This window comes from Vibrio sp. QJM3NY_26 (assembly GCF_057786005.1).
In genome coordinates this window covers 1,929,822-1,949,255 of record NZ_CM173516.1, presented here as the reverse complement: position 1 = coordinate 1,949,255, position 19,434 = coordinate 1,929,822, and the positions used below count along the sequence as shown (strand labels likewise).

The window sequence follows — 19,434 nt, the reverse complement described above, 5'->3', positions numbered from 1 at the left end:
AAAAAATCCTTGTGGGAAACTTGTCCACGTTGCGCGATATTTTGCCTGAAAACAGAGGCTTATGCTTGGGTATTTGTGCGGTCTAATTAAAGACCAGACAATACATTAAGCCGAAAGCTGTTCTGATAGAAAAGCATCCGTTTCAGCTCGGCTTGGAATTGACGTTTGAGCGCCAAAGCGAGTCACAGAAATTGCAGCTGCAGCATGAGCAAATTTAATTGCGCGTTCTAATGGCATATCTTCAAGCAGTCCTGTGACTAATGCGCCATTGAATGTGTCACCTGCTGCGGTTGTATCCGTTGCTTCAACGCGAAAACCTGCGATTAGCTCGCCTTTGCTTTCTTCATCACCTTGACCTTCATGACTAATCCAAACGCCTTTGGCGCCTAGAGTGATCATCACCGTTTCAATGCCTTTCGCATGTAAAGCCAATGCTGCAGTATGAGCCGATTCGTTGTCCGTTACTGTAATACCCGTTAACACTTCCGCTTCTGTTTCGTTGGGTGTAATCACATCAACACAAGCCAATAACGCATCTGAGAGTGGACGAGCCGGGGCTGGATTTAAGATAACTTTAGTGCCATTTTCTTTTGCAATTTTCGCTGCGTATTCAATGCCTTCGATTGGCGTTTCAAGTTGAGTTAACAAATACTTAGCGTCGCGAATTTTAGCCAAATGCGGTTCGATTTGGTCGCAAGTCAGCTTGTTGTTTGCTTCAGCCGATAGACAAATACTGTTTTCACCCGTTGCCGATACTTGAATCATAGCGATGCCGGTAGGGGTGTTGTCTGCAACAATAACGCCATCGATATTGATGCCATCTTTAGCAAAGTCTTGACGAATATTGATCCCAAATGCGTCGTCACCAACACAGGCGATAAAGCCAATGTCTGCGTTTAATCTTGCTGCTGCTACGGCTTGGTTTGCACCTTTGCCCCCAGGGATGACCTGATAGTTACCGCCAATCAAGGTTTCACCCGGACGAGGGAACGAAGGAACTTGCAGTACGTGGTCAGCGTTAACGCTACCTAAAACAATCAGTTGAGTCATGATACGAGCCTTATGATATATCGTATTTGAAAATGCATGGGTCTTTCTCATTACGTTAATTACACGTCTTTTTAGACGACTTATGAGAAACAGCGATACACTATCTGGGTTGGGCAAATAAGGCAGGGATAGGGGAATCCCTGCCAATGTGTAGCTCTATTTTTTGCTTTATTTAATCGATGTTGGATTCAATTACTTAGCAACAATTTTTAGAGGTACTGGTACGTACTCGTCTACTGTCTCGCCTTTCAGTACTTTGTCTGCCATTTCAACACCTAAAGAACCGATTAGGTCAGGTTGTTGTGCAACCGTTGCGCCAAGTAGGCCACGGTTAACAGCAGCAATACCATCGTCAGTGCCATCAAAGCCAACGATCATTACGTCTTTACCTGAAGCTTGAACTGCGCGAAGTGCACCTAGTGCCATTTCATCGTTTTGAGCGAATACTGCTTGTACGTCTGGGTTAGCTGCAAGCAAGTTTTCCATTACGTTCAGACCTTTAGTGCGATCAAAATCAGCAGGTTGGCTTGCAAGAAGCTCAAGGTCGCTGCCGTTTACTGCGTTCATGAAGCCTTCGCCACGTTCACGAGCTGCTGATGTACCAGCGATACCTTCAAGTTGGATTACTTTCGCTTTTTCGCCGACTTTTTCCATGATGAAGTGACCCGCCATTTCACCACCGATAACGTTATCAGAAGCGATATGGCTAACTACGTCACCACGGCTTGCGCCACGGTCTAGCGTTAGTACTGGGATGTTTGAACGGTTAGCAATGCGAATCGCGTTAGATACTGCATCTGAATCTGTAGGATTAATCAGAATTGCTTTAACACCACGAATGGTTAGATCTTCAATGTTCGAAAGCTCTTTGCTTGGGTCGTTTTGAGAATCAAGAACGATAAGCTTGTAGCCTAGCTCTTCAGCTTTCGCTTCTGCGCCATCTTTCATGGTTACGAAGAATGGGTTGTTCAATGTAGACAGAACGATTGCCATTGTATCTTGCGCCTGTGCAGACACAGATACCGTTGTAGAAAGAAGAGCAGCAGAAATAAGAGTCGCTAATTTTTTCATGGTGTAAGTCCTTTATGTAGGGTGAGCTAGGTTGGATAATCCTAGCTCGTTGTTACGTTATTTATTGATTTAATTGTTACGTCTTGTTTTTAATAGGTGTTGCGTTTACTGAATAAATTAATTTGTGTTACTTGTTTTTGTTGTCGACCAATACCGCCAGAAGAATAACCACTGCTTTTGCAATCATCTGGTAGTAAGAAGATACGTCTAGTAGGTTTAGGGCGTTATTTAGGAAGCCGATAATCAGAGCACCAATTAATGTACCCATGATGCGACCACGACCACCAGCTAAGCTTGTGCCGCCAAGTACTACCGCAGCGATGGCGTCTAGCTCGTAGCCCATACCTGCGGTAGGTTGAGCAGAAGATAAACGAGATGCCACGATGATGCCTGCCACTGCTGCTAACAGACCACAGATTGCGTAAACGCCGATTTTTACTTTGTCTACGTCGATGCCTGATAGGCGAGTTGCTGATTCGTTGCCACCCAGTGCGTAAACGTAGCGACCAAAGCGTGTGTGGTTAAGTAGGTACCATACTGCAGCGAATACCACGGCCATGATCCATACTGGAACAGGGATGCCCATTGCGTAGCCTGTACCGAACCAAGCGAATGCGTCTGCTGTTTCAGTGAAGCCTGTTGAGATCGGACGACCGTCGGTGTAAACCATGGTTACGCCGCGCAATAGAGTCATGGTTACTAGCGTTGCGATGAAAGCTTGAACTTTACCCTTAGCGATAATCACACCACTGATAGCACCCAGTGCTGCACCTGCTATTAGAGCGGTTGGAACGGCGATCATGACCGGGATTTCCATGCCAATCATGCTGGCAGCGAAAGCACCACAAAGTGCAAGTACAGAGCCGACACTCAAGTCGATACCTGCAGTTAAGATAACCAGTGTCATACCCACTGCGATAATTGCATTCACAGAGGTTTGGCGCAGAATGTTCAGGATGTTATCGACGGTAAAAAAGTTTGGATTTAAGAAAGAAACGACAACAATCAGGAAGATCAAAGCAATCAATGATTTTTGATCAATCAGCCATTCTTTGCTGATTAACGGCTTCTTCTTTGGCGCTTCAGTTTCAGTTGTTTTGCTCATGGTTTTAGTACTCATGCTGCGTCCTCGTTAATCTTTTTACCGACCGCACATGCCAGTAATAATTCTTGGTTTGCTTCTTTAGCATCAAATTCACCGCTGATGCGGCCTTCATGCATCACCATGATGCGGTCACTCATTCCTAACACTTCTGGCATTTCAGATGAGACCAAAATAATGCTCATGCCGTCGGCTTTGAATTTATTAATGAGTTGGTAAATCTCTTTTTTCGCACCAACATCGACACCACGAGTAGGTTCGTCGAGAATCAGTACTTTTGGTTTGGTCATCAAGCCTTTAGCGATGGCCACTTTTTGTTGGTTACCACCAGAAAGGTTGCCAATGATTTGCTCGCGAGTCGGGGTCTTGATGTTGAAAAGCTTAATGAAGTCATCAACTGCAATCACTTCATCTTTATGTTGGATTTGACCTTTCTTAGTCAGCAGATCCAGCGCACATAACGACATGTTTTCTTTCACTGAAAGCCCTAGCACAAGGCCATCACCTTTACGGTCTTCAGAGATATAAGCAATGCCATTAGCAAGTCCGTCTTTTGGACTGACTGGGTTAATGGTTTTGTTTTCTAAGTTGATGACGCCGCGCTCACTCGGAAGTGCACCGTAAATCACCTTCATCAGTTCAGTTCGGCCAGCACCCATTAGGCCAGATACGCCAAGGATTTCACCGCGTTTTAGCGTAAAGCTCACGTCATGAACACCAGAACCGGTCAGGCCAATCACTTCAAGGCAGGTTTCACCGTGACTCTGGCCGATACGTGGATATTGCTCGTCCAGCTTACGGCCAACCATCATTTCTATTAGGCCATCTTCGTCGGTGTCTTTTACTTCACACTGACCAATGAACTTACCGTCACGAAGCACTGTGATGTCATCGCAAATCTCAAAAATCTCTTTCAAGCGGTGAGAGATGTAAACAATGCCGCAGCCTTCAGAACGCAGCTCATTAATTACCTTGAACAGAGACTCAGTTTCGGTATCTGTTAGCGCATCTGTTGGTTCATCCATGATGATGACCTTAGATTCAAACGATAGGGCTTTTGCGATCTCTACCATTTGTTGCTCACCAAGGCTCAGCTGGCCTAAAGGTGTTTTCGAGCTGTGTTTCACGTTAAGGCGTTTAAGTAGCTTGTCGGCTTCTTGGTACATTTCGTTCCACAAGATGCGACCCATAGTCCCTGTGATTTCACGACCTAAGAAGATGTTCTCGGCGATGGTTAACTCTGGAATTAGGTTCAATTCTTGGTGAATGATACTAATGCCAGCTTGTTGTGAATCACGCGGTCCTTTAAATGCAGCCGGTTTTCCTTGATAAGCGATAGTGCCGCTGTCCAAGTGGTAGATACCCGTAAGCACTTTCATAAGCGTTGATTTACCTGCACCGTTTTCACCCATTAACGCCATTACGCGTCCTGGGTAAACGTTGAGGCTTGCCTTATCCAGTGCTTTAACACCAGGGAAGGCTTTCTCAATTGAACTAAGTTCTAAAATGGCTTGAGTCATGTCGGTTCCTTTACTCGGGGCCAGTTGTATTTGATTGTTCTGTATATGCATTGTTTTTGGTTCAGTGATGACACTGAGCTGTCGTTGCGTTTCGCTTGAGCTAAAACGTTACGCCAGTTTGGAAAATAACATTTGCGTATGGTGTGCATTCACCAGTGCGAATAACCGCGCGGCTTTCATGCGTTCGCTCTTTGAATTCTTCATGAGTGATGTAAGTAATCGAAAGCGGTTTGCCGCAACGCGCTTCTTCTGTCTTGATCAAATCAATCAGCGCAGCGTGGTGCTCTGGGCTTACTTTCGCAAACTCTTCTGCGATTACAACGCCTTCAATTTGAGATTCATCCAGCATGGTTTTTACTGTCTGCTGAAAACTTGGAACACCGTGAGTCAAAGCAAGGTCTATGCGAGTCACATGATCCGGAATCGGCAACCCTGCATCACAAATCGTGATTTCATCTGTATGGCCAAGAGTCGCCACTAGGTAAGAGAGCTCAGAGTTTATTAGGGTACTTTTTTTCATATCACGACCTATCGAAAAATAACGCTTAATGGGTTGAGAACAACTCAAGAAAAAGCCATCGAAACGTTTCGATAGTGATAATAGTGTGTGATTTATCATTTGCACGTTTGATTGTTTTAGAGTGTGACAACGATCATCGAAACGTTTCGATGGGGCGTTTTTTGGTGATCGCAATCACTTTCATCGGCAATTAAGAAGGTAAGGCAACGTAACGTTAACTTAAGGAAAAGGGAGCTAAGGTTTACTCACCGGAACATTTAGAACAGATTCTGTAGGGGATGTTTTAAGAGGGTTTTCTGATGCTACATAACCGGCTTCATTGGTATTGGGTATGACGAACAAGGTATAGCCATATCGAGGAATCGTAACAATTTTGATGTTAGATGCTCTCAAGCGAACAAAAACATTCCTTAAGCAATAAATGACATTGGTTAGTGCTTGTGTCGGCACCGTTTCGTTTCCCCAACATGCATTCACGATGTCTTTTCTAGGGATGGGTTGTCCGGCGCTTTTCGACAGTAGACAAAGCACGGAAAACAAGTGGTGACGTAAATAGATCTTGTTCCCCTGTTTGTTAGTGATGTTTCGAGTATCTACATTAAGAGTTAGGTCGCCAAAGTGGATTTCGTTATTCATTGTTTTTCGATCTTTCTCATTCTTCATTGTGGAGGAGTGGGTTGGGATAGCAGATAAAGCGCGCGGATTATGCAAAATAACGTCACTGTTGAAAGTAAGCCTTCGTAAGTCCTTACCAATAAAATATAAAAATCGGATAGTTTGAAAAATAAGGGGAGGTCTGGTCTAGAAATGGATTGATTTTTATTTGCTTATTATTCAGATGTTTATTTTGTTTTAACTGATTGTGTTGTTTGAAATTACAAAGTGATTATATTTTTATTTATTTTTTTGTTTTCTGTGAGATTAACCTGCTTGCCAATTCGACGGGGTGTCGGATAACTCTAACAGGATTGTGCAGCAGTGGAAGGCGTAACAATCTTGATTTGCAATAAGTAAGGTCAATCAGTAATGAACAACAAACTAATTTTCAGCATCGCGATGATGTCAGCATTTGCAGCAAACAATGTAATAGCAGCAGACAGTGGTTTCTACCTAGGCGGCGCAATCGGTAGCTCTGGTATTGATGATGGTGGTTTAGTTTCATCAACTACAGCTCCAGTGACCTTTGAAGCCGAAGATAATTCTTACCGCCTGATTGCAGGATACAAGTTTAATCGAATCGTATCACTTGAGCTTCAATACACAGATTATGGCGACGTTGTAGCAAAGAACCGTGCTGACAAAAGTGATGGCTTTACGTGGACACCTCAAATCGCTTCAGTAGCAGCGAACGTTGGTTACACATTTGATAACGGTTTACGTCCATTTGGTATTATTGGTTTATCTTCTGTAGATTTAGATATGAAATTCGCAGACGGCTCAAGCCAGACGAGTTCTAACTTCGACGATACAGGTACAGGTGTACGTTATGGTGTTGGCATTGAATTTACACCACCAAAGTTATCAAAGCTAAGCCTAAGACTTGGTTACGAAGCTGATGCCTTTACTATAGAAACTTACGAGGGTGCGTTTGCTCAAAAAAGAAAAGTTGAAAGAGACATTGTATTGGACTCATTTTATGTTGGCGCAACTTACAACTTCTAAGTTTCACACTTTGCTAAATGGTAAATCGGTTTCTAAATGGGGCGTCGGTTGGCTCAACTCGTTTAGCTAAAGTGGACAGCCGCAGTTTTGAACTGCGGCTTTTTTCTATCTGTTTTGTTAGGCCTTACGTAGAGTAGAGTTGCTTTAGTGAGAGCGGGTGAGACTTCTGTTTAAAGCGAATATCAATTGGGCAGCTAGGCTTCACGGATATGAGCGGTGACAGCAACGATGGCATGGTCAGTACTGAATTGGTCGTGTTCAAAGCTGGGATTGATGAGGTGATGGTCGAGCACTGTGTAGCGAGAGATCTCCATCAAGCTTGATGAGTTCTGACAATCGAACTCATTGGACATCAAAATGTAGTCCAGTACAGAACCAGAGGCACCATAATAGTGTGTTGGTTTGCGTTGCTCTAGTAAGTCTTCTTCGTGCAGTTGATGATAGAGATCCCAGCTGTCTTTCAAGCGAAAGTGGGAAAGCCAATGCTTGCTGTTTTCGTCTCGGTTTATTGAATAACTTAGTAGCCCTTTGAACTCATCGTGAAACAGTGGTTTGTTAAAGTCACCCATTAACACCACAGGCTGATCGGTTTGGTAACGCTGATTGGTGATGTATTGATGGAGCATCTGGCTTTCTAGGCCGCGCTGAACACTTGATAACCAAGAACCGAGTTGCTCTTGGTGAAGTCTAGTCAACGTGTCACTTTTCGGCTTGTGTTTGCCCGAGGCTTTAGAGCTATCAGCGTTATCTGGAGTTTGCCCTTTTGGTTCGGTAGGTCGCTGAGATTTGAAGTGCACCACATAACAATCAATCGAGCCCAAATGGGGTAAGGTAATTGTGGCGTGTACTGGCGTTCGGTTGAATGAAAAACTGTCACTAAGATTGAAGGCTGAAAGCAACTCTAAATCGGGTTTAACCGGCTGCACTTTTTCAATCGGGTAGCGAGAGGCGATACCTACGACAGGCGAGGTATACAGGTAATCATCTTCAACATGCGCGCTATCGACGACAGCAAAGTACGGGTAACCAAGCTCCTTCATCAATTGCTCTAAAGACTGCGGGCTAAATATCTCCTGGAAACCAATCACATCGCAATCTGTTGAACCAATCGCTTTCGCCATCCAATGTTGCTTCTTCTGCCACTCTTCGAAGCTGTAGATATTCTCAAAATCATAATAAGCATTCGGTGGTTCTAGGTAGTTCAAAAGGTTGAACGTTGCGAATGTTATTTGGTTTGGTTTGTTCAAAGTGTCATTCCATTTAGACCAAGGCGATAAGGATACTCCACTAAAGCACTGATTGTTGATCAATTCGTGGGTTAAATATCACTTGTCGGTAAAGTTAGTTTAGTTGAACGTCCCATAACAACGGAACTTCATGCCGTAACAGATAGACAAATTATAGTGCTCTTCTCTTAGACCGTGCCATTCAATTGCTTCGAGTAGGGGCGAGTAATTGTAAATAAACGGTAAGAGATACAGCGCTGATGGTTTTATTAGTTATTACATGATGTTAGATTTGAACCTATACTTGTTTTATCGACTTGAATACAAAGCTGATAATGACTTTCGTATAAAACCGATATTATAGCGATACAACGAATTTATACATTTGAAGGGAGAGTCAAATGGGAACAGTTTTTCGACGCAAAGCCTCGCAGCGCACTCAGTTATTCAGGTTTAACTTAGCCTCATGTGCCATCATGTTACCGCTTATTGCTCTACAACCCTCTGTTACTTACGCTTCCGATACCGAATCAACTCCTGCTGTCACTGTTATTGAAACCACTCAACTGGTCGGTTTTGGTGAAGCAAAATATCCTGCCGACTTTTCTCACTTCGATTACGTTAATCCTGATGCGCCAAAGCAAGGTAAAGTGACCTATGGCAGCATTGGTACGTACGATAGCTTTAATCGATTCGGTTCCCGCGGCGTTGCAGCCAGCTATACAGGGGAAATCTACGATACCTTGATGTTTTCTCCGAGCGACGAGATTGATGCTTACTATCCATTGATCGCTTCCAAAATTCGTTACGCAAGCGACTTCTCTTGGATGGAAATCGACATCAATCCAGATGCTAAATTCCAAGATGGAAAACCAATCACGGCTCATGATGTGGCCTTCACCTTTGATAAGTTTTCAAAAGAAGGTGTGCCTCAATATCGCGTGTATTACAAAGAAATTGAATCAGTAACGGCTGTTTCTGATTCGGTTGTTCGTATTGAGATGAACAAGCCAAACCGCGAGAAGCTGTTTAGCTTTGCCCAAAGTACTCGTGTATTACCAAAACATTTCTGGAAAGACAGAAAACTGTCTGAGCCGCTAAGTGAACCGCCTGTGGGCAGTGGCCCTTATAAGATCATCAGCTATAAATCGGGTCAAAGCGTGACCTACGGTTTAGATGAAAATTACTGGGCTGCGGATCTGCCTGTTAACGTGGGTCGCAACAACTTCAAGCAAGTGCAGTACGATTACTATCGCGATGACACGGTAATGCTGGAAGCCTTCAAAGCAGGGGAGTTCGATCTTCGAACCGAGAACTCGGCTAAGTTCTGGGCCAACTCTTACACGGGCGCAAACTTCGACAAAGGCTACATCATTAAAGAAGAGATCAACCATGAGAAGCCAGAGACGACTCAAGGTTTTGTCTTCAATATTCAATCTCCTGTGTTCTCTGATCCTAAAGTTCGAGAAGCGTTAACCTACGCGATGGACTTTGAGTGGATGAACAAGAACATGTTCTACGGTCAGTACAAACGTACTCGTAGTTACTTCCAAAACACTGACTATGAAGCGAAGGGCTTACCAAGCGAAGCTGAAGTCGAGTTGCTTTCTCAGTATAAAGATCAAATCCCACCGAGAGTCTTCACTGAAGAATTTCAACCTTCAGTAACCGATGGCAGCGGCCGTATTCGTAGCCAAATGCGCACCGCTTTCAAGTTATTGAAAGAGTCAGGGTGGGTACTGAAAGACAAAGTGATGACCAATGAAAAGACCGGCAAGCCGATGTCATTTGAGTTGTTGATTTACAGCCCAACTACGGAACGTATTGCAACGCCGGTTCAAAAGAACCTCAAGCGTATGGGCATCGAGATGAAGATTCGTACTATCGATACGACTCAGTACATCAAGCGTCTTCGTGATCGTGATTTCGACATGGTGTCTTCATCGTTTTCTGCAAACCCTTATCCTAGCCCGAACTTAATGATTGTTTGGAACTCTAACTACATTGATTCTACTTACAATACTGCAGGTGTGATGGATCCGGTGGTTGATGCGTTAACAGAAGAAATTGCGCGTAACCAACAGCATCCTGAAAAGCTTCTTACACTAGGTCGTTCACTTGACCGTGTATTGCAGTGGAATTTCTACAACATCCCTCAATGGCACGTTGGTGAATATCGCGTTGCAATGTGGGACAAGTTTGAGCGTCCAGATGTATTACCTAAATACGATTTAGGCATTGATACATGGTGGATTTCAGAAGAGAAGGCGGCATTGCTTCCTGAAAAACGTCGCTAGGAGTTAGTTAGCATGGCCGCGTATATATTTCGGCGTTTACTGTTGGTGATCCCCACGTTGTGGGCGATCATCACCATCAACTTTTTCATTATCCAGATTGCCCCAGGAGGTCCGGTAGAACAAGCCGTTGCTCAGTTAGAAGGGCACAACTCCGGTATTATGGAACGCTTTTCTGGTGGTGGACAAGAAGTTGATTTAAGTGAAAGTGACCAAGCGTCTGCCAGTGGCTATAAAGGCTCTCGCGGGCTTGATCCTGAAGTGGTTGAAGAGATCAAAAAGCAGTTTGGTTTTGATAAGCCGATTCATGTTCGCTACTTCGACATGTTGAAAAACTACGCGACCTTTAACTTTGGCGAAAGCTTGTTTAAAGGCGGCAACGTTATTGATTTAATCATCGAACGGTTGCCAGTCTCCATTTCTTTAGGGTTGTGGAGTACGTTAATCATCTATGTGATTTCGATACCCTTAGGCATCATGAAAGCGATACATCACGGATCTCGCTTTGATATTTGGTCGAGTGCGGTGGTGATTGTCGGCTATGCCGTTCCGGGCTTCTTGTTTGCGATTATCCTGATTATTTTGTTCGCGAGTGGTAACTACTTCAGTTGGTTCCCATTGCGTGGGTTAGTGTCGAGTAACTTCGACCAACTGAATTGGTATCAGCAAATTGGCGACTATTTCTGGCACTTAGCTTTGCCTATTTTTGCGATGGTTATCGGTGGCTTTGCCACGCTCAGCATGCTGACCAAAAACTCCTTCCTTGATGAAATCAATAAGCAATATGTGGTGACGGCGCGAGCAAAAGGTTTGGACGAGAGCAGTATTCTCTATAAGCACGTTTTCCGTAACGCGATGTTGATCATTATTGCGGGTTTCCCGAGCGCATTTATTAGTATTTTCTTCACGGGTTCTATGTTGATTGAAGTGATGTTTTCACTCGAAGGCATCGGTCTGCTTGGTTTTGAGTCGACCATTCAACGAGATTACCCAGTGGTGTTCAGCTCTCTCTATATCATGACCTTGCTTGGCTTGGTGTTGAGCATTATCTCCGACCTGACTTATACCTGGGTTGATCCTCGAATTGATTTTGAAGCGCGTTAATGGCGAACGAATAACAAGGTATTGATAATAAATGTTTAACAACCCTTTAGCTGAAGCTCGTTGGTTACGTTTTAAAGCAAACAAGCGTGGTTTTATCTCCCTTTGGATATTCACCATCTTGTTTGGCTTGAGCCTGTTCGCAGAGATCATTGCCAACGATAAACCTCTCTTGGTTTCTTACGATAATCAGTGGTTTGTACCTGTTATCAATGAATATGCCGAAACAGAGTTTGGCGGCGAGTTTGAAACCGAAGCCGACTACAAAGACCCGTATGTTATCGAACTCATCGAAGACAGCGGATATATTGTGTGGCCAATCATTCCGTTTAGCTACGACACGATAAACTTCGATATTTCAGGCGCGGTGCCATCGGGGCCAGATTCAGTAAACTGGCTCGGAACCGATGATAAAGGGCGAGATGTGCTAGCTCGCATCATTTATGGGTTCCGTATTTCCGTTCTGTTTGGTTTCATTCTGACGATTGTATCGAGCGTTGTCGGCGTAGTCGTCGGCGCGACACAAGGTTATTACGGTGGTTGGATCGATTTGCTCGGGCAGCGTTTTATCGAAGTCTGGTCTGGCATGCCGACTTTGTTCTTGCTGATTATTTTGTCTAGCTTTATCGAGCCTAATTTCTGGTGGTTGCTCGGGATTATGGTGTTGTTCAGTTGGATGAGTCTAGTGGGCATCGTGCGAGCTGAATTCCTACGCTGTCGAAACTTTGATTACGTAAGAGCCGCGCAAGCGATGGGCGTTGATGACAAACGCATTATGCTTCGTCATATGCTGCCAAATGCGATGGTGGCGTCGTTAACCATGATGCCATTTATCCTTTCTGGCTCTGTCACCACATTAACCTCATTAGATTTCTTGGGCTTTGGTCTTCCTGCTGGTTCGCCTTCTTTAGGTGAGCTTTTGGCGCAAGGTAAAGCTAATTTACAAGCGCCTTGGCTTGGTATTTCTGCCTTTGTCGTACTTTCTCTGATGCTTACGTTACTCGTCTTCGTTGGTGAAGCGGTGCGTGATGCCTTCGACCCACATCAACAGAAGTAAGGATAAGTTATGACTTCAAATACAGTTCCTACTTCAGGGTCAACAGCAGAGGCTTCTAATGCATCTCCAGTTCTGACCATAGATAAACTGTCTGTCGGTTTCGGCCGAAAAGATTCGATAGAGCAAGTGACGCAAGATGTCTCTTTAGAAATATACAAAGGTGAGACATTGGCGCTGGTGGGCGAGAGTGGTTCAGGTAAATCTGTTACAGCCAACTCGATTTTAAAACTGCTGCCTAAAGGCTCATCGCACTACTTAAACGGTAAGATTAACTTCTCTGGTACCGATATCCTGAGTTGCTCTGAAAGACAGCTGCGCGGGATTCGTGGTGGCCGCATTGGTATGATCTTCCAAGAGCCTATGGTTTCATTGAATCCGCTTCATCGAGTCGGTAAGCAACTGGTTGAAACTCTATCTATTCACCGAGGGATGCGAACCAACAAAGCGCAAGCCTTGGCGATAGAATGGCTATCAAAGGTTGGGATTCGTTACCCGGAACAAAAAATATCGGCTTACCCTCATGAATTATCGGGTGGTGAACGTCAACGTGTAATGATAGCGATGGCATTAATCAACGAACCAGAGCTACTTATCGCAGATGAACCTACAACTGCGTTGGATGTTTCGGTGCAAGCGCAAATCCTCGATCTTCTGAATGATCTTCAACAAGAGCTGGGTATGGCGATGCTTTTTATCACCCATGATTTGAGTATTGTTCGTAAAATTGCTGATAGAGTCGCAGTAATGAAAGATGGTCGCCTTGTCGAAAGCAATGACTGCAAAACACTCTTTAATGCGCCAGCTCATCCTTACACACACAAGCTTATCAACTCTGACCCGAAAGGCTTGCCCGTTCCAGTTTCTCAGGAAAGTGAACCCCTGCTCAACGTCGACCAACTGCGTGTTTGGTTCCCCATTACAGGGGGTTTATTCAAGCGAACTATTTCTCATGTTAAAGCTGTGACCGATATGGAGTTCACTTTGAAGAAAGGGCACTCAATCGGTTTAGTTGGCGAAAGTGGTTCTGGTAAATCGACAACCGGTATGGCGATATTGAAGTTGGTGGAGAGTGAAGGTTCAATAACTTACGCGAATGAACAAATTCAAGGTTTAAATCGACAACAAATGTTGCCATTTCGAAGTCGCATGCAAGTTGTATTTCAAGATCCGTTTTCTGCGCTGAACCCAAGAATGTCAGTCGCCCAGGTGATTGGTGAGGGCTTGCTAGTGCATCAACAATTGGATGAGAATGAACTCGACCAACGCATCTGTGAAGTAATGAAAGAGGTCGACCTCGATCCTGAGACTCGCCATCGTTATCCGAACGAGTTTTCTGGCGGTCAAAGGCAACGTATTGCTATTGCTCGTGCTTTGATTCTTAAGCCAGAGTTTATCCTGCTAGACGAACCAACATCGTCATTAGACAGAACGGTCCAAGCGCAGGTGCTGGATCTATTGAAATCACTTCAAGAAAAGTACGGTCTGACCTATCTATTCATCAGCCATGACCTCAACGTGGTGAAGTCTCTATGTCACTACACCATTGTGATGAAAGCTGGAGAGGTGATAGAGAAGGGCGACACGGAAACTTTGTTTGGCAATCCACAGCATGAGTACACCAAGCAACTTGTGAGTCTTTCGAATGTCGGTGTTGTATAGGTTAGTGGATTACCCATCGAATTAGCACCTATCTTGTGAATATCAATAAATCGCTTCTGTTCTGCAGAGGCGATTTTTCTTTGTAGACACTGAATTTCGTTAAGTCTTCAGATCTACATAACTTACAAACATGTTCGAATTGCCGTGATGGTTCTATTCCTAGGTTACAAATTAATCTTTTCTACATTTCCCCAATCAAAACTTCTTTCTTGTATTGTCATTAATACTTTGATTTTAAGTACTAAAATCAAAATTTGAGATGGTTTTAGGTTAAATGTATTTGTAAGCAAATGTAGGTGAATGTAACCATTTGACTACTTTATTTTATTGATTAAATTGATGGGATATTGCTTTAAATGGAATTTGGCTAGTTAGAATGATTGCATATTTACTGAAACGTTTTGCTTTAGTCGTACCTACGTTTCTTGGTATTACGATTTTGATATTCGCGATCACGCGTTTTGTCCCTGGTGGTCCTGTTGAGAGGATGCTGGCAAACATGCAGCCTCAGGGGGACGGTGGTGGCGCGTCTAGTCTCGTTGGCCAAAACTCAGCTCTGTCTGAAGATCAGCTTGCTGATCTAAATAAATTTTATGGATTAGATAAACCGGTAACGGAAGCGTATCTCGAATGGTTAGTTCGACTTGTTCATTTTGATCTAGGCGAGTCGACGCGCTACTACGAACCTGTCAGTGACATGATTTTTGAGCGCCTGCCAGTCTCTGTTATGTATGGTGGTGTTACCTTTTTCATTAGTTATTTTATCTCTATTCCTCTTGGTTATTTTAAGGCGATGAAGCACGGCAGCGTTTTTGATTCTGTTTCATCAATCATGATTTTTGTCGGCTATGCCTTACCGGGATATGTGGTCGGCGTGCTTCTTATTACGTTTTTCAGTTATCACTTAGAGTGGTTCCCAATGGGTGGCTTTGTTGATGATGACTTCGACGACTTCAATACTTTCTCAGAGCAAATTACTGACATTTTGTGGCATGCGGTCTTACCTTTGCTTTGTTACCTGATAGGTGACTTTGCGACGTTAACCATGACCATGAAGAATAATTTGATGGAAAACTTATCGTCAGATTACATTCGCACCGCTATCGCTAAAGGTTTGCCTTTCAGAGAGGCGATTCGTAAACACGCACTACGAAATAGTTTAATTCCAATCGCTAGCCACTTTGGCAACTCTCTTCTTTTCTTCATGACGGGCTCTTTCTTAATTGAGGTTATTTTCGATATTAATGGCATAGGCCTGCTTGGTTATGAATCAATTGTAGAAAGAGATTATCCAGTGGTTATGGGTATTGTCGCAATCAACGCCTGCATATTGCTACTTGGCAATATCTTGTCTGATGTCTGCGTTGCATTGGTCGATCCTAGAGTGAAATTTGGAGCTTGATGATGATTAAATTAAATCCGCTGACGCTAAAGCAGATCAAGCGATTCAAACAAATAAAGCGTGGATACTGGTCGCTGATAATTCTATCCGTAATGTTGTTACTGTCTCTTTTTGCTGAAGCGTTGATCAACAGTAAGGCTTTGGTGGTGCGTTATCAGGGGGAATATTACTTTCCAATGGTATCTGATGTTTACTCAGGTAAGACCTTTGGTTTGGAGTCTTCGGGAGAGGCAAACTATCGACTACTTCAATTAGCGCTTAAAGATAAAAACAATGGTGACTTTGCGATTCTACCTTTAGTGCCTTGGAATCCGTATGAACAAGACTTCTCCGGCGAATATCCACCACATGCTCCAAGTGCCTACTCAAAACACTATTTGGGAACAGATGTAATCGGCCGGGACATTTTAGCCAGACTGGTTTATGGATTCAGAACTGCAATGGGATTTGCTCTGATAACAATGGTCATTGCATACAGCATTGGTGTAACAGTTGGTTGTGCAATGGGTTTCTTTGGTGGCAAGTTTGATCTGATTGTTCAAAGAATCATTGAAACTTGGTCTATGGTTCCGTTCCTTTACGTGATCATGATTTTGGTTTCGATAGCGCAACCAACGTTTATGCTTTTCGTGTTAATTAATGTGACTTTTGGGTGGATGGGTATTACTTGGTATATGCGGACGATGACCTACAGAGAATCGGCCCGAGAGTATGTCTTAGCAGCAAAGGCTTTAGGCGCATCAACAGCAAGGATCATCTTTCACCATATTTTACCCAACACAATGGTAATGATCGTTACTTTGGCCCCTTTCACTATTGCTGCAAACATTACAGCTCTTACCGCATTGGATTATTTAGGTTTAGGTCTTATTCCACCTACCCCTAGTTGGGGGGAGCTTCTTCAGCAAGGTAAGTCAAACTTAGATTCCCCATGGATTGTTGGTTCCGTTGTGACCGCAATAGTCGGTGTGTTGGTCATGGTTACATTCATTGGTGAAGCGATAAGAACAGCCTTTGATCCGAAAAAATACACAGTTTATAGATAAGCACTAGGAAGTGATGATGTACAGATATGGACTATTCGCTTTGTTGTTGAGTTTTCTAGCTCAAGCACAGCAAACACCAGACAATTTGGAATGGCATAGTAACTGGGTTGATCCAGTATTTGCGTCTGATGAAGCTAAGCGCGGAGGCACATTACGCAGCTATATGCCTAGCTTTCCACAAACACTGCGTTCAGTTGGCCCAGACGCGAACTCTGGCATCCGTTTCTATTTAATGGATGGCACACCAAAATTGTCGCAACGACATCCAAATACAGACAGTTGGATTCCTCAACTGGCTAATGAATGGGCATTTGGGGATGATCACAAGACAGTTTATTTCAAACTGAATCCTGATGCGAAATGGTCTGACGGAGAGAGCGTAACGGCTGACGACTATCTATTTATGCTGACGTATTACCGTTCGAAAGACATTATTGATCCTTGGTATAACGACTTTTTCCGCAACAGCATCAAGGCCGTTGAAAAATTCGATGACTATACGATCAGTATTACGATGGCCGAGCCTAAAAGTAATGATGAACTTATGGCTCTTATCAATATGCCGAGTCATGGAGTCCAGCCTCGTCCCAAGCATCATTTTGTTGATATTAACGATGGGAATAAGGATGGCATGGATGATAATTTTGTTCGTAAGTACAACTTCAAGTCAGAGCCTACAACGTCGCCTTATTACATATCGAAAATAAATAAAGGCCGCAGCATTACGTTTTCACATGTTGGTGATAACTGGTGGGGTTACGGAAATAAATACTATAAAAACCGATTTAACGTGGAAAAACTTCGCATCAAGGTAATTCGTGATAGTGATATTGCACGTAAGCACTTTGAAAAAGGAAAGTTAGACACGTTTGCGATGGTACAGCCTCAACTGTGGCATGAGAAAACCAGCTCAGAACCTTTTAGCCATGGTTTTATCCAGAAATTCTGGGGCTTCAATCAAAGGCCACAAGGCGCTGGCGGTTTATGGATAAATACATCCATGCCACTGCTGAGCAACATTAATGTTCGAAAAGGCATTACTTACGCTACTGATTTTGATGGCATGATCAAAAACGTGTTGCGAGGCGATTACTCTAGAAAACCTCATGCTATGGGGTTTGGACACGGTAAATACGATTTAGAGGGTGTAGAGGCTCCACCGTTTAGACCTGAACTTGCGATTGGCTATTTCGAATCTGCAGGTTTCGATAGTATCGGTTCTGATGGTATTCGCATGAATGCCAGTGGGGTTCGTTTGAGTTTCAAAATTACATATGGCTACAACATTTGGACACCAAGAGTTGCCTATCTAAAAGAGCAAGCGAAGTTAGCTGGTTTAGAGCTCAACTTAAACCTTGTCGATGGCTCTGCTGCATTCAAATTTATTCTCGAGAAAAAACACCAGCTTGCTTTTCTTAATATGGGCGGAGGGGAGATACCAGCATACAAAGAGTATTTTCACTCGACAAATGCCAACCGCCCTCAAACTAATAATCATACAAATTTTAGTTCACCAGAGCTAGATCAGAAAATTGAGGCGTTTATTTCGGAGTTTGATATGGAAAGAAAACAGCAGCTATCTCAGAGCATCCAAAGAAAAATAAAGGATGCGTATGTCATTGTGCCTGGCTATATGGTGCCTTATACACGAGATGCCTACTGGCGTTGGATTAAGTTCCCAAAGAACCCAATGACGAAGAAGACTGGCGCGATGTTTAATATTTTAGATACCAGTAATTTCTGGATTGATACAGACCTAAAAGAAGAAACTCAGTTGGCTTCTAAAGAAGGTAAGGCATATCCACCCATCACCATCATTGATGACAGATATAAGCTCTAAGGATGACCGTGGAATGAACCAAAATATTGTATTAAAAGTTCGTGACTTAGAAGCAGAGTTCAGTACTGATGAGGGCATTGTCAAGATACTAAAAGGTGTGTCCTTTGACGTGAAATCAGGCCAAACACTCGGTTTGGTTGGGGAGTCGGGCAGTGGGAAGAGCGTAACTTCAATGTCTATTATGGGACTACTTCCTAAGCCTTATGGAAAGGTCACGGCTGGAAAAATAATTTATCGTGATACAGACCTTACAGAGGTGCCTGAACATGAGATGCATAAGATGCGTGGGAATCGTATCTCAATCATTTTCCAAGACCCTATGACTGCTTTGAACCCTGTTCAGACAATTGGCAAGCAGATTGTCGAGGTTCTGGATTTGCACCATAGCCAGATGTCTAAGTCTGAAAAGATAGAGTACGCAATTGGTTTGCTTGAAAAAGTTGAAATTCCAATGCCGAAACTACGTTTCAAAGAATACCCTCATAGCCTGTCAGGGGGGATGCGACAAAGGGTAATGATTGCGATAGCTCTTGCATGTAAGCCTGACATCTTGATATGCGATGAGCCGACGACTGCATTAGATGTAACGGTTCAAGCATCCATTTTGGAGTTAATAAGAGAGCTTCAAGAAGAGACCGGGATGGCAGTGATCTTTATCACTCATGATCTAGGCGTTGTTGCGGAAATTTGCGATGAAGTCGCTGTGATGTATGACGGACGTATTGTTGAGCATGCAGAAATTTTCGAACTTTTTGATCACCCACAACATCCGTATACAAAAAGACTCTTGAGCTTAATTCCAGATCTCAATGTAGAACCGAAACAAACCATTCAAATTAACCCAATTGATTTGAATGAATTCCCAGAATATAAGGGGAATTGAT

The 19,434-nt window shown here is 43.5% G+C and carries 16 protein-coding genes; 9 read left to right on the top strand and 7 right to left on the bottom strand.

What is annotated here, in order from left to right:
- Positions 1-105: 105 nt before the first annotated feature.
- The 6 genes from rbsK to AC3CH4_RS23830 form a co-directional block, all read right to left on the bottom strand.
- Positions 106-1,050 carry a ribokinase gene (rbsK, locus tag AC3CH4_RS23855; protein WP_488543970.1) on the bottom strand — a complete coding sequence of 315 codons (945 nt, stop codon included), beginning with the start codon at positions 1,048-1,050 and terminating at the stop codon, positions 106-108.
- 192 nt (positions 1,051-1,242) lie between these two features.
- Positions 1,243-2,121 (bottom strand): ribose ABC transporter substrate-binding protein RbsB, encoded by an 879-nt coding sequence (gene rbsB / locus AC3CH4_RS23850; protein ID WP_054547007.1) that lies wholly within the window; start codon positions 2,119-2,121, stop codon positions 1,243-1,245.
- A 127-nt stretch (positions 2,122-2,248) separates the two neighbouring features.
- Positions 2,249-3,241, bottom strand: coding sequence for a ribose ABC transporter permease (rbsC, locus tag AC3CH4_RS23845; RefSeq protein ID WP_488543969.1), 993 nt, complete (start codon positions 3,239-3,241; stop codon positions 2,249-2,251).
- Entirely contained in the window at positions 3,238-4,743 is a 1,506-nt protein-coding gene (gene rbsA, locus AC3CH4_RS23840; protein WP_076673518.1) for a ribose ABC transporter ATP-binding protein RbsA, read from the bottom strand. Before rbsA ends, rbsC begins: the two co-directional genes overlap by 4 nt.
- Positions 4,744-4,843: 100 nt before the next feature.
- Positions 4,844-5,263: a D-ribose pyranase gene (gene rbsD / locus AC3CH4_RS23835; protein WP_065206271.1), complete on the bottom strand. Its 420-nt coding sequence runs from the start codon at positions 5,261-5,263 to the stop codon at positions 4,844-4,846.
- A 234-nt stretch (positions 5,264-5,497) separates the two neighbouring features.
- Positions 5,498-5,899, bottom strand: a complete 402-nt coding sequence (locus AC3CH4_RS23830; protein ID WP_114635460.1) for a winged helix-turn-helix domain-containing protein — start codon at positions 5,897-5,899, stop codon at positions 5,498-5,500.
- 390 nt (positions 5,900-6,289) lie between these two features.
- Between AC3CH4_RS23830 and AC3CH4_RS23825 the strand changes: the two genes are divergently transcribed.
- Positions 6,290-6,925: a porin family protein gene (locus tag AC3CH4_RS23825; RefSeq protein ID WP_114635459.1), complete on the top strand. Its 636-nt coding sequence runs from the start codon at positions 6,290-6,292 to the stop codon at positions 6,923-6,925.
- 194 nt (positions 6,926-7,119) lie between these two features.
- Here AC3CH4_RS23825 and AC3CH4_RS23820 read toward each other — a convergent pair whose 3' ends face one another.
- The gene (locus tag AC3CH4_RS23820; protein WP_171310627.1) at positions 7,120-8,172 is read right to left on the bottom strand and encodes an endonuclease/exonuclease/phosphatase family protein; all 1,053 of its coding nucleotides are present in this window, start codon (positions 8,170-8,172) and stop codon (positions 7,120-7,122) included.
- Between the two features lie 380 nt (positions 8,173-8,552).
- On the opposite strand from AC3CH4_RS23820, the gene AC3CH4_RS23815 reads away from it, so the two are divergent.
- The 8 genes from AC3CH4_RS23815 (at position 8,553) to AC3CH4_RS23780 (ending at position 19,433) form a co-directional block, all read left to right on the top strand.
- On the top strand, positions 8,553-10,448 hold the full coding sequence (locus AC3CH4_RS23815) for an extracellular solute-binding protein (protein ID WP_488543968.1): 1,896 nt from the start codon (positions 8,553-8,555) through the stop codon (positions 10,446-10,448).
- Between the two features lie 12 nt (positions 10,449-10,460).
- Complete coding sequence (locus AC3CH4_RS23810) at positions 10,461-11,549, top strand: microcin C ABC transporter permease YejB (protein WP_004730359.1); 1,089 nt, start codon at positions 10,461-10,463, stop codon at positions 11,547-11,549.
- 31 nt (positions 11,550-11,580) lie between these two features.
- The gene (locus AC3CH4_RS23805) at positions 11,581-12,603 is read left to right on the top strand and encodes an ABC transporter permease (RefSeq protein ID WP_488543967.1); all 1,023 of its coding nucleotides are present in this window, start codon (positions 11,581-11,583) and stop codon (positions 12,601-12,603) included.
- 9 nt (positions 12,604-12,612) lie between these two features.
- Positions 12,613-14,262, top strand: a complete 1,650-nt coding sequence (gene yejF / locus AC3CH4_RS23800; RefSeq protein ID WP_488543966.1) for a microcin C ABC transporter ATP-binding protein YejF — start codon at positions 12,613-12,615, stop codon at positions 14,260-14,262.
- A gap of 376 nt (positions 14,263-14,638) precedes the next feature.
- Positions 14,639-15,664 (top strand): ABC transporter permease subunit, encoded by a 1,026-nt coding sequence (locus tag AC3CH4_RS23795; RefSeq protein WP_017074025.1) that lies wholly within the window; start codon positions 14,639-14,641, stop codon positions 15,662-15,664.
- Between the two features lie 2 nt (positions 15,665-15,666).
- Positions 15,667-16,710 carry an ABC transporter permease gene (locus AC3CH4_RS23790; protein WP_146453876.1) on the top strand — a complete coding sequence of 348 codons (1,044 nt, stop codon included), beginning with the start codon at positions 15,667-15,669 and terminating at the stop codon, positions 16,708-16,710.
- A gap of 16 nt (positions 16,711-16,726) precedes the next feature.
- Positions 16,727-18,550: an extracellular solute-binding protein gene (locus AC3CH4_RS23785; protein WP_171330067.1), complete on the top strand. Its 1,824-nt coding sequence runs from the start codon at positions 16,727-16,729 to the stop codon at positions 18,548-18,550.
- Positions 18,551-18,563: 13 nt separating this feature from the next.
- Entirely contained in the window at positions 18,564-19,433 is an 870-nt protein-coding gene (locus AC3CH4_RS23780; RefSeq protein ID WP_171310623.1) for an ABC transporter ATP-binding protein, read from the top strand.
- The last annotated feature ends 1 nt before the right edge of the window (position 19,434 follow it).

Coding starts and splice junctions, on each gene's coding strand:
- AC3CH4_RS23805 (WP_488543967.1), top strand. CDS start 11,581: ATGTTTAACAACCCTTTAGCTGAAGCTCGTTGGTTACGTTTTAAAGCA.
- rbsD (WP_065206271.1), bottom strand. CDS start 5,263: ATGAAAAAAAGTACCCTAATAAACTCTGAGCTCTCTTACCTAGTGGCG.
- rbsK (WP_488543970.1), bottom strand. CDS start 1,050: ATGACTCAACTGATTGTTTTAGGTAGCGTTAACGCTGACCACGTACTG.
- AC3CH4_RS23810 (WP_004730359.1), top strand. CDS start 10,461: ATGGCCGCGTATATATTTCGGCGTTTACTGTTGGTGATCCCCACGTTG.
- rbsA (WP_076673518.1), bottom strand. CDS start 4,743: ATGACTCAAGCCATTTTAGAACTTAGTTCAATTGAGAAAGCCTTCCCT.
- AC3CH4_RS23790 (WP_146453876.1), top strand. CDS start 15,667: ATGATTAAATTAAATCCGCTGACGCTAAAGCAGATCAAGCGATTCAAA.
- rbsC (WP_488543969.1), bottom strand. CDS start 3,241: ATGAGTACTAAAACCATGAGCAAAACAACTGAAACTGAAGCGCCAAAG.
- AC3CH4_RS23795 (WP_017074025.1), top strand. CDS start 14,639: ATGATTGCATATTTACTGAAACGTTTTGCTTTAGTCGTACCTACGTTT.
- AC3CH4_RS23780 (WP_171310623.1), top strand. CDS start 18,564: ATGAACCAAAATATTGTATTAAAAGTTCGTGACTTAGAAGCAGAGTTC.
- AC3CH4_RS23825 (WP_114635459.1), top strand. CDS start 6,290: ATGAACAACAAACTAATTTTCAGCATCGCGATGATGTCAGCATTTGCA.
- AC3CH4_RS23785 (WP_171330067.1), top strand. CDS start 16,727: ATGTACAGATATGGACTATTCGCTTTGTTGTTGAGTTTTCTAGCTCAA.
- AC3CH4_RS23815 (WP_488543968.1), top strand. CDS start 8,553: ATGGGAACAGTTTTTCGACGCAAAGCCTCGCAGCGCACTCAGTTATTC.
- rbsB (WP_054547007.1), bottom strand. CDS start 2,121: ATGAAAAAATTAGCGACTCTTATTTCTGCTGCTCTTCTTTCTACAACG.
- AC3CH4_RS23830 (WP_114635460.1), bottom strand. CDS start 5,899: ATGAATAACGAAATCCACTTTGGCGACCTAACTCTTAATGTAGATACT.
- yejF (WP_488543966.1), top strand. CDS start 12,613: ATGACTTCAAATACAGTTCCTACTTCAGGGTCAACAGCAGAGGCTTCT.